Origin of the sequence: Oscillibacter valericigenes (assembly GCF_016902445.1) — a bacterium.
Lineage (GTDB): Bacteria > Bacillota > Clostridia > Oscillospirales > Oscillospiraceae > Oscillibacter > Oscillibacter avistercoris.
The window spans coordinates 67,905-80,119 of the sequence record NZ_JACSNX010000009.1; the positions used below are offsets into that span (position 1 = coordinate 67,905).

Annotated in this window: 10 protein-coding genes; 4 read left to right on the forward strand and 6 right to left on the reverse strand. The window is 64.7% G+C overall.

What is annotated here, in order from left to right:
* Entirely contained in the window at positions 1-1,083 is a 1,083-nt protein-coding gene (locus H9X91_RS07990) for an ABC transporter ATP-binding protein (RefSeq protein ID WP_204804130.1), read from the forward strand.
* Positions 1,084-1,086: 3 nt separating this feature from the next.
* Positions 1,087-2,193, forward strand: a complete 1,107-nt coding sequence (locus tag H9X91_RS07995) for an ABC transporter substrate-binding protein (protein WP_204804132.1) — start codon at positions 1,087-1,089, stop codon at positions 2,191-2,193.
* Positions 2,194-2,358: 165 nt separating this feature from the next.
* On the opposite strand, the gene H9X91_RS08000 is transcribed toward H9X91_RS07995, so the two are convergent.
* The 4 genes from H9X91_RS08000 to H9X91_RS08015 all read right to left on the reverse strand — a co-directional run bounded on the left by H9X91_RS08000 (position 2,359) and on the right by H9X91_RS08015 (position 9,290).
* Positions 2,359-3,891: an ABC transporter substrate-binding protein gene (locus tag H9X91_RS08000; protein ID WP_204804134.1), complete on the reverse strand. Its 1,533-nt coding sequence runs from the start codon at positions 3,889-3,891 to the stop codon at positions 2,359-2,361.
* Between the two features lie 24 nt (positions 3,892-3,915).
* A complete protein-coding gene (pgeF, locus tag H9X91_RS08005; RefSeq protein WP_204804136.1) occupies positions 3,916-4,716 on the reverse strand; it encodes a peptidoglycan editing factor PgeF in 801 nt (266 codons plus the stop codon).
* Between the two features lie 329 nt (positions 4,717-5,045).
* Positions 5,046-7,799: a preprotein translocase subunit SecA gene (gene secA / locus H9X91_RS08010; protein WP_207754360.1), complete on the reverse strand. Its 2,754-nt coding sequence runs from the start codon at positions 7,797-7,799 to the stop codon at positions 5,046-5,048.
* 285 nt (positions 7,800-8,084) lie between these two features.
* Positions 8,085-9,290 (reverse strand): hypothetical protein, encoded by a 1,206-nt coding sequence (locus H9X91_RS08015; protein ID WP_204804138.1) that lies wholly within the window; start codon positions 9,288-9,290, stop codon positions 8,085-8,087.
* A 181-nt stretch (positions 9,291-9,471) separates the two neighbouring features.
* Between H9X91_RS08015 and H9X91_RS08020 the strand changes: the two genes are divergently transcribed.
* On the forward strand, positions 9,472-11,073 hold the full coding sequence (locus tag H9X91_RS08020; protein ID WP_204804140.1) for an MBL fold metallo-hydrolase RNA specificity domain-containing protein: 1,602 nt from the start codon (positions 9,472-9,474) through the stop codon (positions 11,071-11,073).
* Here the strand turns inward: H9X91_RS08020 and H9X91_RS08025 are convergent.
* Positions 11,070-11,318 carry a DUF6809 family protein gene (locus H9X91_RS08025; protein WP_204804142.1) on the reverse strand — a complete coding sequence of 83 codons (249 nt, stop codon included), beginning with the start codon at positions 11,316-11,318 and terminating at the stop codon, positions 11,070-11,072. The two genes, H9X91_RS08020 and H9X91_RS08025, sit on opposite strands and share 4 nt — an antisense overlap.
* Before the next feature lie 87 nt (positions 11,319-11,405).
* Here H9X91_RS08025 and H9X91_RS08030 point away from each other — a divergent pair, with 87 nt between their 5' ends.
* Positions 11,406-11,618 carry a helix-turn-helix domain-containing protein gene (locus tag H9X91_RS08030; RefSeq protein WP_204804144.1) on the forward strand — a complete coding sequence of 71 codons (213 nt, stop codon included), beginning with the start codon at positions 11,406-11,408 and terminating at the stop codon, positions 11,616-11,618.
* A gap of 393 nt (positions 11,619-12,011) precedes the next feature.
* On the opposite strand, the gene H9X91_RS08035 is transcribed toward H9X91_RS08030, so the two are convergent.
* On the reverse strand, positions 12,012-12,215 hold a 204-nt coding region (locus H9X91_RS08035; RefSeq protein ID WP_204804146.1), incomplete at its 5' end, for a hypothetical protein.

Sequence of the window (12,215 nt, forward strand, 5' to 3'; positions counted from 1 at the left end):
ATGGCAACACTGGAATTACAGCATCTGACCAAAAAATTCGGCGATTTCACCGCCGTGGATGACATGAATCTGTCGGTGGCGGAGGGAGAGATGATCGCCCTGCTGGGCGGCAGCGGCTGCGGCAAGACCACCACCCTGCGGATGATCGCCGGCTTTACCGAGCCCTTCTCCGGCGCCATCCTGGTGGACGGGAAGGACGTGCGCAAGATCCCGCCCTACCGGCGGAACGTGGGGATCTTCTTCCAGAACTACGCGCTGTTCCCCCACATGACCGTGTATGAGAACGTGGCCTTCGGCCTGAAGCTGCAGAAGCTGCCCAAGGACGAGATCCGGCAGCGGGTGGAGGAGATCCTCTCCCTGGTGAAGCTGGTGGGCCTGGACCGCCGCTATCCCCGGGAGCTCTCCGGCGGGCAGCAGCAGCGGGTGGCCCTGGCCCGGGCCCTGGTGACCCGTCCGGCCATCCTGTTGCTGGACGAGCCCCTGAGCAACCTGGACGCCAAGCTGCGGGTGGAGATGCAGGTGGAGATCAAGCGCATCCAGAAGGAGCTGGGCATCACCACCATCATCGTCACCCACGACCATGAGGAGGCGGTGTCTCTGGCGGACCGGGTCATCGTGATGAACGCCGGCCGGATCCAGCAGATCGGCACGCCCCAGGAGATCTTTGACCGCCCGGTGTCCCCCTTTGTGGCGGACTTCATGGGCTTTTCCACCTTCATCCACGGCACGGCGGGAGCGGTACAGAATGGCCTGCTGCCGGTGACGTGCGGCGGAGAGACGCTGTACGTCCGGGCGGACGGCACCGGGGACATCGCCCCCGGAGACGCCTGCGTCCTGACCATCCGGTCGGAGAACATCGCCCTGGCGGAGGCGGAGGAACAGAACGTGGTCTCCGGCCAGGTGCGGGCGGCCACCTACAAGGGCCACACCACCCGGCTGGAGGTGACCGGCTGCTTTGACGAGACGGTCTACCCGGCACTCAGTGAATATACGGGGCGCGGAGACGGAGAGACAGTGCGGCTGTACTTCCCGCCTGAGCGCATCTGTGTATATAAGAAAACGAGCGATATGGAGGATCAATAAGAGATGAGAAAGAGACTGCTTGCATTGCTGCTGTCCGCCCTGATGCTGCTGAGCCTGGCGGCCTGCGGCTCCGACACCCAGGAGGAAACGTCCGGTGAGGAGACCACCGGCGAAGAGACTGGCACCCAGGACTTCGGCGGCGCCGAGCTGGTGGTGGCCACCTGGGGCTGGGCCGAGGCCGGCCTGATGGAACTGGCCGCCGACTTTGAGGAGACCTACAACTGCACCATCGTGGTGGATCCCACCAGCGGCAACGGCGACCGGCTGAACAAGCTGATGGCGGAGCGGAACGATCCCACCGCCGACGTGGTGATGCTGACCAAGAGCTTTGCCGAGACCGGCGCCCAGGAGGGGCTGTTCGAGCCCATCGACACCTCCGTGGTCACCAGCCTGGACCACCTGTATGACTTCGCCCTGGACGCCAACGGCTATGGCCCCTGCTACTCCCTGTGCCGCTACGGCATCATGTACAACGCCGATGCCCTGGAGCAGCTGGGCCTGGAGCCCCCCACGTCCTACCAGGACCTGTTTGACGACAAGTACGCCGGCATGGTGGCCCTGCCCGACATGACCTCCACCGCCGGCCCCTACATGCTGGTGGCCATGGCTGAGGCCATGGGCGGCAGCCAGGAGGATGTGACCCCCGCCATGACCCTGATGCAGGAGAAGAAGGACAACATCAACATCTGGTACACCGCCTCCTCCGATGTGGTGAACGCCTTCACCACCGGCGAGGCCAACATCACCGTGTTCATGGACATCAACATGCCCGGCCTGATGGAGTCCGGCCTGAACATGGTGTGGGTGGACGCTGAAGAGGGCTCCTTCGCCGCTCCCGCCACCATCAACGTGGTGAAGGGCTGCCAGAACCCGGAGCTGGCCCAGCTGTTCGTGGAGTATATGATCTCCGACGAGACCCAGAGCAAGGTGGCCGAGGCCATGAACGAGGCTCCCGTGAACAAGAACGCCACCATGCCTGACGAGCTGAAGACCTACCTGGCCTTCGGCGAGGATGCCATGAGCTCCCTGAAGGAGTTTGACGAGACCTATATCAGCCAGGCCAAGGAGGAGTGGATCGACACCTTCCAGCGGACCGTCGCCGTCCAGTGAGCGGCGCCCAGCAGCCCGGTTGACGGAGAAAAGCAGGAGGAGGCCGGAGACGGCCTCCTCCTGTTGCTGTCCGGATGGCGGGGCTGATGGGAAACGACAGAGAGACCGCCCTGGGACCAGATGTCCCGGGGCGGTCTCTTTACCGCTGCGGAGAAATGGACGTTTTCAGTTCTCCAGAAGATGGATCTCGCAGCTGCCCAGATCATAAAAGGGCTCTGCCATGGTGGGGGTGAGACCGGTGATGGAGCCGGACTGGTACAGAACGGAGGAGGTGCTGAAGCAGACCGGCAGGATCGGCGCCTGTTCCAGCAGCCGCCCGCACAGGGCAGACAGGGCGGCCGCCCGGTCCCCGGCAGCGGCGTAAGCCGCCAGCAGCTGGTCTGTCTCCGGGTCTGTCCAGCCGCCGTAATTCAGGCTGCCGCCGATTCCCACCAAAGCGGAGAGATCCCAGTCTGCCGTCAGCTTCACCACTCCGTAGTACAGGTCAAAATTTCCGGCGGCCAGGGCGGCGGTATACTCCTCCCATGGAAGGGCCTGCACCTGGATCTGCAGGTCAAAGTCAGACAGAGCCTCGGCAATGGACTCTGCGGCGGCTACCTTGAAGCTGTTTTCGGAGTTGACCAGCATGGTCACGGTGCGGGTCTGCCCGGAGGTGAGGCCGGCCGCCTCCATGGCCGCGGAGAAGTCATCATAGGCATACAGCGTCTCCAGCTCCGCCGGATAGAGGGCGGAGACCGGAGAGACCGGGAACTGGGCCGCCCGGGCATGGCCGGACAGCACGGCGCTCACCAGGGTGGGGCGGTTGATGCCCAGGCCAAGAGCCTGCCGCACGGCGGCGTCCTGGAAGGGTTCCCGGCGGGTGTTGATGCCCACGTACTGCAAAATGGTGGTGTCGGCATCCTGATAGCTGATGTTGCCTGTGGCTGTGATGGGATCCGTACCGGTGAGGTCCGCCGTGATCAGCTGGATATCGTGAGAGGAGAACTGATACAGCACTGTTTCCCGGTCCCGGGCGGAGGAGAGGCCGATGCGGTCCACGGGCAGGGACGCCCCCGCCCACCAGCCGGTGTGGGCCGTCAGGCAGACACCCTCTTCATCCGAGGAGACCTGGTACGGCCCGGTCCCCACAGGCGTCAGGCTGGTCTCCGTCCCGGACTTGACGATGGGAATGTCCAGCAGTGCCGGAAAGCCCGTGTTGGCGCTGGAGAGGCGCACATACACCACACCGTCCCCGGCGGAGACCGCCGCCACCTGGGCCAGGCGGGCGCCGTACCGCTGAGACGTCCGGGCCCGCTGGAGGGTGGCCGCCACATCGGCCGCTGTCAGCGCAGACCCGTCGGAGAAGGTGACACCGGAGCGGAGCGTGAACGTATAAGTGAAGGTGGCGGGATCATAGCTGTAGGACCGGCACAGCCAGGGCTGTGGCTCCAGCTGCAGGTCCAGGCGGAAGAGCCCCTCGTAGAGCAGGGAGCCCACGGTCTGCTGGATCCCGTCGGGGCAGGTCACCGGGTCCAGCGTCTGGTCCGACGCGTAGGGGAGGGCAAAAGAGGTGGGAAGGGCGACTTCCTCTTCCGGTTCCTCCTGGGTTCCCTGGCCCGGCAGTTCCATGGAGTCCATGGGGGGATCCGACCAGCAGCCGGTCAGCATGGACAGGGTACACACCAGGCACAGGAGCGCAAAAAGACGATTTTTTCTCATGGGCAGGGTCCTCCGGCTGGAAATTTAAAGGGAGATCACGGCGGCCTGGACGCCCCGGGCCTCCCCCATCTTCCGGTGGGACCAGAAGAGGTCGGGGCGGCAGGCGGTGCAGAGGCCGCAAACGTCAATGTGGTCCGGCGCGACGCCGGCGCGGAGCAGCCACTGGCGGTTCAGCCCGGCCAGATCCACGTGCCATTTCTCGCCCCGCCGTTCCAGATACGGCTCCGCCTCCGCCCCCAGGGCAGAGGTCCGCATGGCCTCCGGCACGTCGCTGTCGGTCTCAAAGCAGCATTTCCCGATGCAGGGGCCCAGGGCGGCCAGGATCCGCTCCGGCCGGGCGCCCAGCAGGCGGACCATCTCCCGGATCGTTTTCTCCACGATCCCGGCGGCGCAGCCCCGCCACCCGGCGTGGACCGCCCCCACGCACCCGGCATCCGGGTCGTGGAGCAGCACCGTGCCGCAGTCGGCGGAAAACACCATCAGGGGCAGGTCCCGCTCGGCGGTGATCAGGGCGTCGGCTTTGTAGTCCCGCTCCCGGAACAGGCCCTTTCCGGCGTCATCGGCCGTACAGAGCCGCACATCGTCCCGGTGGACCTGCAGGGAGAGGACGGCCCGCTCCGGCTCCACGCCCACGGCGCCCAGCAGCCGGCGGTAGTTTTCCGCCACGTTCTCCGGCGCGTCCCCGCAGCCGAAGCGCAGATCGAGGGTGTCCCACGGCGCCGGGGACACCCCGCCCCGCCGGGTGGAGAACCCGTGGCGCACCCCGTCCAGCAGGGGAGCGGTGAACCAGACCAGTTCATTTTGATCATGGGTGACAAAGGACATGGCGGCCTCCTTTCTGTAAAAAGACCGCCCCCTGCCCTCCGGCAGGAGAGAACAGGGAGCGGAAGAGATAAAAGTGAAAAGAGTAAAGATAAAAGATAGCGTGAAGAGTTAAGAGTGGAGAGTGAAGAGCTTGCGCTCAAAAGGAAAGGGGCTAGGGGAAACCATCGGTTTCCCCAGTTGATCTGCCTCCGGCAGATCAAGAAATTCCAATCATTTTCGCCGCGGCGTGTACGTGGCGAAAATCCCTTGACCCGTGCGCCTTGGGCGCACACACCAGTCCGCAGACTGGTGGTGGGGGAGGTCGAGGGGGAGCCTGCTCCCCCTCGAGATCAGTTGTCGTGGTACTCCTTGCAAGTGCACTTCTTCCACTTCAGGCCGCTGCCGCAGGGGCAGGGGTCGTTGCGGCCGATCTTGGTGACCTTGACGGGCTGCTTCTTGGGGGCGGTGCCGTCGCCGCCCACGTTTTCCACCATGCCCTTGGCCACCCGTTCCCGCTTGACCTCTTCGTCCTTCTTCAGACGGACGGAGAACATGCGGCGGACCGTCTCGCTCTGGATGGCGGAGACCATCTCCTCGAACATGGTCAGGGACTCCTGCTTGTAGGCGATGACGGGGTCGGTGTTGGCATAGGCCCGCAGGCGGATGCCCTGCTTCAGGTCATCCATGGCGTCGATGTGGTCCATCCAGTACTCATCGACCACCCGCAGCATGATGACCCGCTCCAGCTCCCGCATGAGGGGCTCGCCGATCTCCGCCTCCTTGGCCTCGTAGGTCTTTTCGGCAGCTTCCACAAAGAGGTCCGTGAAGTCCTGCTGGCTCTTCTCAGCGGCGTCGTCCTCCGTAAACTGGAAGGTGTCCTTGGGGAAGTAGAGCCCTTCCAGGCCCCGCAGCATCTCCCGGCAGCCGGCGGCGTCCAGGGACTGATTCTCCCCGAAGGCCATGGCCACGTGGTTGGCGATGGTGGTGCGGGTCATGTTCAGGATGGTGTCCTTCAGATCCTTGCCGTCCAGGACCTCCCGGCGCTGCTGGTAGATGATCTCCCGCTGCTTGTTCATGACGTCGTCATACTCCAGCACGGACTTGCGGGACTGGAAGTTCCGGGACTCCACAGTGGTCTGGGCGTTCTCGATGGCCTTCGTCAGCATCTTGTTCTCGATGGGGGTGTCCTCATCCAGGTCGAACCGCTCCATCATGTTCTGGATGCGGTCGCCGCCGAAGAGGCGCATCAGATCGTCCTCCAGGGAGATATAGAACCGGGTCTCGCCGGGGTCGCCCTGGCGGCCGGCGCGGCCCCGCAGCTGGTTGTCGATGCGGCGGGACTCATGGCGCTCCGTGCCGATGATGAAGAGGCCGCCGGCGGCCCGGACCTTCTCCGCCTCCTCCGCGATCACCGCCTTGTGCTGCGCCAGCTTCTCGGCAAACAGCTTCCGGGCGGCCAGGATCTCCTCGTTGTCCGTCTCGGCGTAGCCGGTGGCGTCGGCAATGATCTCGTCGGAGTAGCCGGCCTTCACCAGATCCGCCCGGGCCAGGTACTCGGCATTGCCGCCCAGCATGATGTCGGTGCCGCGGCCGGCCATGTTGGTGGCCACGGTGACGGCGCCGAACTTGCCGGCCTGGGCCACGATCTCGGCTTCCTTCTCGTGGTTCTTGGCGTTCAGCAGGTTGTGCTGGATGCCCTCCCGGGCCAGCAGGCCGCTGAGATACTCGTTCTTCTCGATGGACACGGTGCCCACCAGCACCGGCTGGCCCTTGGCGTGGCACTCCTTGATCTGCTGGATGACGGCCCGGTACTTGCCTGCCTCGGTCTTGTACACCACGTCGTGGTGGTCATGGCGCTGGTTGGGGCGGTTGGTGGGGATCTCGATGATGTCCAGATTGTAGATGGTGCCGAACTCCTCCTGCTCGGTCATGGCCGTGCCGGTCATGCCGGACAGCTTGTCGTACAGGCGGAAGTAGTTCTGGAAGGTGATGGTGGCCAGGGTCTTGTTCTCGCTGGCCACGGTGACGTGCTCCTTGGCCTCGATGGCCTGGTGCAGGCCGTTGGAGTACCGCCGGCCGAACATCAGGCGGCCGGTGAACTCGTCCACGATGATGACCTCGCCGTCCTTCACCACGTAGTCGATGTCCTTCTTCATGACGCCGTGGGCCTTGATGGCCTGGTTGATGTGGTGGGAGAGGGTGGCGTTCTCCGGGTCGGACAGGTTGTCCACATGGAAGAACTCCTCCGCCTTGGCGATGCCCCGTGCAGTGAGCATGGCGGTCTTGGCCTTCTCGTCCACGATATAGTCGGCCTCGGTCTCGGCGGGATCCTCTTCCTCCTTGTTGTCCACCTGGACCACCACCTGCTTCTTCAGGCGGGAGACGAACATCTCCGCCATGTCGTACAGCTGGGTGGATTTCTCCCCCTGGCCGGAGATGATCAGGGGGGTCCGGGCCTCGTCGATCAGGATGGAGTCCACCTCGTCCACAATGGCGAAGGCGTGGCCCCGCTGCACCAGCTCGCTGGCGTAGATGCACATGTTGTCCCGCAGATAGTCGAAGCCCATCTCGTTGTTGGTGCCGTAGGTGATGTCCGCGGCGTAGGCGGCCTGCCGCTCCTTGGTGGTCAGGCCGTGGACGATCAGGCCCACCTTCAGCCCCAGGAAGCGGTGGACCTTGCCCATCCACTCGCTGTCACGCTTGGCCAGATAGTCGTTCACCGTGACGATGTGGACGCCCCGGCCCGTCAGGGCGTTGAGATAGGAGGGCAGGGTGGCCACCAGAGTCTTGCCCTCACCGGTCTTCATCTCGGCGATGCGGCCCTGGTGCAGCACGATGCCGCCCACCAGCTGCACCCGGTAGGGGCGCATGCCCAGCACCCGGTCCGCAGCCTCCCGCACGGTGGCGAAGGCCTCCGGCAGGATGTCGTCCAGCGTCTCGCCCTTGGCCAGGCGCTCCCTGAACTCCGCGGTCTTGGCCCGCAGGGCCTCGTCGCTCATGGCCTTGTATTCATCGGCCAGGGCCTCGATCTTGTCCACGATGGGGTAGATGGATTTCAGCTCCCGGGAGCTGTAATCGCCGAAGATCTTTTTCATCAAACCCATGATTCTGATACTTCCTTTCCGGGCGGAACTCCCCAGGACTGCCGGAGCAGGACGGGGCGGCACGCTCGTTGATACCTAATTTATAAAAGAAGTGGGGCGGCCCCACAAAAAAGCAGAATTAGCATACCACAATCGCCGGTGGATTGCAAAGAAAAAACCGAATTTCCGAAAAAAGTTCATAAATGCCGGGGCGTTTCCGGCAGAAACGCCGATTTTTCCCCAAACAACCCGGGAGAAATCGGCCAAAAGGAACAAAGTGGAAACGGCGGGAAATCGATTTCCCGGTTATTCCCGGGGGAAGGGCAGGTCCAGATCCTCGTCCAGCAGCATCCGGATGCGGCTTTCGAGGGTGCCCTCGCCGGTGGAGGGGTCGAAGTCCACGCCCACGATCAGGCTGCCGGGGAGCTTGCACATCAGGGAGGCATACTGTCCCCGGGCGCAGATGTGGCCCGGCAGGCACCCGAAGGACTGGCAGCACAGGACCTTCCGGCGGCCGGAGCGCACCCAGCCCGCCATCTCCGCCGCCATGAGCCACCCGGCCCCCAGGGCGCAGGACATGGGGGCCAGCCCTGCCGCCTGGGCCTTCAGCGCCCGGTAGGGAGGCAGGGCGGTGAAGCCGGCCGCTCTCAGTGTGTCCAGCATCCCGCGCTGGAGCCGTTCCAGGTGCGCGCCCAGGAGCTTTCCGCCCAGCCGTGCCGGCCGGGGCCAGACGTCCAGGTGGGTGTCGATGTAGTAGAGGACATACCAGCTCATGCCGTTCACCGCCGTCTCGCAGCCGTGGGCCTCCAGCCAGCGGACCAGGTCCCGGTTTCCCAGGTGGCAGTTTTTCGTATAGATGTCCCCGGTGACGGCGATGACCTGCCGCCGCCCGGCCTTCACCGGCAGGCGGCGGAAGTCGGCGGCCATCTCCCGGCACCGGCGGAGGATGGCCCGCCCGGAGAGGCCCCGGTCCTTCGCCAGATCGCGGCCCAGCAGGTCCAGCCATTTCCGCCGCAGGGCGTCTGCCGCGCCGGATGACGCCTCATAGGGCCGGGTCTGGTGGACCATGGCCGCCAGGGCGTCCCCCCAGAAGAGGGCCGCCCGGGCCCGCAGGGCCATCCGGGGCCCCACAGGCAGGGCGGCACCCCGGTCGATGCCCCGGACGTTGAGGCTCAGCAGCTGCACCTGGGAGAAGCCCTCCCGGTCCAGTACCTTCCGCAGCAGCCGGATCAGGCAGGAGCCCCGGCAGGCGTCCCCGGCCTGGGAGATCAGCACCCCGGTGCGGCCCGGCTCGTACATCCCGGACCGCAGGGCGGCGAGCACCTGGCCGGTGATCAGCACGAAGGGCACGCACAGATCGTTGTGGACGTGGCGCATCCCCAGGGATTCCGCCTCCCGCCAGTCCCCGTCCAGCAGCACCGGCTCCCACCGCTCCGAGGCAAAGGCGTATCGCAGCAGGGGGAACCAGTCGTCCAGCAGGGAGGGGATCAGCAGCGTCTTTCGTTCCGCCATGGCCCGCACCTCCTTTTATCACCAGCATACCGGCCCGCACACGGGAAAGCAAGGCAAAAGTGGTTACAAAATGGGGCGGAAGTTCCGCCGCCCCTTGCCCCGCCGGCCCCTTTGTGCTAAACTGACAAAAAAGACTCCCTCCGCCGGCGGGGCGGAGAGAGCGGAAAAAGGAGGTTCTCCCATGAAGCTCAGCTTTTACGGCGCGGACCAGTGCGTCACCGGCAGCTGCCACTGTCTGGAGGTGGGCGGCAGGCGCATCCTGGTGGACTGCGGATTGCAGCAGGGGCGGGACGAGGTGTCCAACGAGGCGCTGCCCTTTGCGGCAAACACCATCGACTTTCTCCTGGTGACCCACGCCCACATCGACCACACCGGCCGGATCCCCATGCTGATCAAGGAGGGCTTCCGCGGCCGGATCCTCACCACCCGGCTGACGGCGGACCTGATGGACATCATGCTCCAGGACTCCGCCCACATCCAGGAGCAGGACGCGGAGTGGAAGAACCGCAAGGCGGAGCGGTCCGGCGCCCCCCGGACGGAGCCCCTTTACACCATTGAGGACGCCCAGCGGGTGCGCCAGTACATGACCACCTGCGAGTACCATCAGGTCATCGACCTGTGCGAGGGGGTCCGGGTGGAGTTCGTGGACGCGGGCCATCTGCTGGGCTCCGCCTCCATCATCGTCACCGCCACGGAGGGCGGCGTCACGAAACAGATCGTCTTCTCCGGCGACATCGGCAACGTGGACCAGCCCATCATCCGGGACCCCACCTACCTGACCGGCGCGGACTATGTGGTGATGGAGTCCACCTACGGCGACCGGAACCACACGGAGGTGTGGAGCTACACCGACGACCTGGCGAAGATCATCGACGAGACCATCGCCAAGGGCGGCAACGTGGTGATCCCCTCCTTCGCCGTGGGCCGCACCCAGGAGCTGCTGTACTTCATCCGGGAGATCAAGGACGCCAGGATGGTGAAGAGCGACCCGGACTTCCCGGTGTACATCGACTCCCCCCTGGCCAAGAAGGCCACCACCATCTTCACCGGGGACCTGCGGGGCTATCTGGACGAGGAGGCCCTGGAGCTGGTGCAGGACGGCACCCACATGTTCAACTTCACCAACCTGCGGATGACGGAGACCAGCGAGGAGTCCAAGATGCTGAACATGGACCCCACCCCCAAGGTCATCATCTCCGCCTCCGGCATGTGCGACGCGGGCCGCATCCGCCACCACCTGAAGCACAACCTCTGGCGGCCGGAGTGCACCGTGGTGTTCGTGGGCTATCAGGGAGAGGGCACCCTGGGCCGCGCCCTGCTGGAGGGCGTCGAGAGCGTGAAGCTCTTCGGCGAGGAGATCGCCGTCCACGCGAAGATCGTGAACTTCCAGGGCCTTTCCTCCCACGCGGACCGGGACCACCTGATATCGTGGATCCAGTCCATCCAGGCGCCCAAGCCCCAGCACGTCTTCGTGGTCCACGGGGACCGGGAGGTGGCGCCCTTCTTCGCCAAGACGGTCCAGAGCCTGGGCTTCACCGCCCACGCGCCCCAGTACACGGAGGTGTACGACCTGATCGCCGGCAAGGTGACCGAGCCCGGGTATCTCCCGGAGCGGAAGGCCAGGACCACCGGCGGCCAGCGGGCCAGCGCCGCCTACGAGCGGCTGGTGGCCGTGGGCAACATGCTCATGGAGAGCATCAAGCGCAGCCGCGGGCGGGACAACAAGTCCCTGGCCCGGTTCGCGGACCAGCTGCGGCAGCTGCTGGAGAAGTGGGAGAGCTAACGGAGCTCTCCCGCCAGGGCGAAGGCGGCCCGGAACATGGCCTCCAGCTCCATGGTGTGGAGTTCCGCCGCGGCGTCCTCGTATTTTGTCACGGTGTCCCAGTCGTCGTTGGGAAGCAGATCCCGGAGCCGCCGGGACAGGCGGTCTGTCAGCTGGCTGACCTCCTGGTATTCCCGTGGGGGAAGATAAGCGGGGAGGCGCTCGGTTTCCACGTACTCATAGAGCACCCGCATGATGTCTGTCATATCGAAAACACCTCTTTTCATGTTCAGTTTGCTCATGTTTATAATACATGAGCAAAACGAGCATGTCAAGAGAATTAGGAGATACTCATGATAAAATTTGCCGAAAGATTACAGGAACTGCGAAGAGAGCGCCATGTCACACAGAAGAGCATGGCAGAGTTTTTGGGTATTCAAATGCGCTCCTATCAGAGCTATGAAGGCGGCGACCGCCGGCCGGATTATGAGAAGCTGGTCGCTCTGGCGGATTACTTCGGCGTTACCACGGACTATCTGCTGGGGCGCAGCGACCAGAGGGGGTAACATGGGATGGGCCGCCGGACGGCGGCCACCGGGTCTCTGCTCCCGCAGGGGGGGCTGGTCCAGCCAGGATGCACCCCCCATTTCTCTTTTGTCGTGCCAAAAGAGAAACGGGCCGTGCACGGTCCAAAGAGAAAAGCGTTTGACGCGCTCCGGTGCAGTGGCCCTCCGCGCGACGGGGGTCGGCGTATCAGTGCCTGCTCCGATTTGCGCTGGCCTTCGGGCACGCTATGCTCTTCTGCGATTCCTGTAGCTGCCGTCCCGTGGCGGATGGTGCCCAGGTCGTCGGGTTGCAAGGACGCATTTGACCAGCTTCTCTTTCCGCGCGTTCCGCTTCGCTACGCGCTCCCCTGGCGGTCGTAGAAGTTGTTGCATTGTCCTATGCTGAAGCCTTCATCAACAACCGGCCAGCGGCAGCGAAAAGAGAAGCTGGATGTATCCCTGACTTCCCCGGGCCAAAGGTCTCCCCAAGGGCAGCGCGTTTCCGTCCTTGACTGCCGCGAGGGACTGCCAACCTTCCCCCGCCGGCGGCAGGAGGTCTGCGCTGGCGCAGACCGACCCGCCGAACATTTTTTCTTTTCCACCGGGCGCGGCGCATTT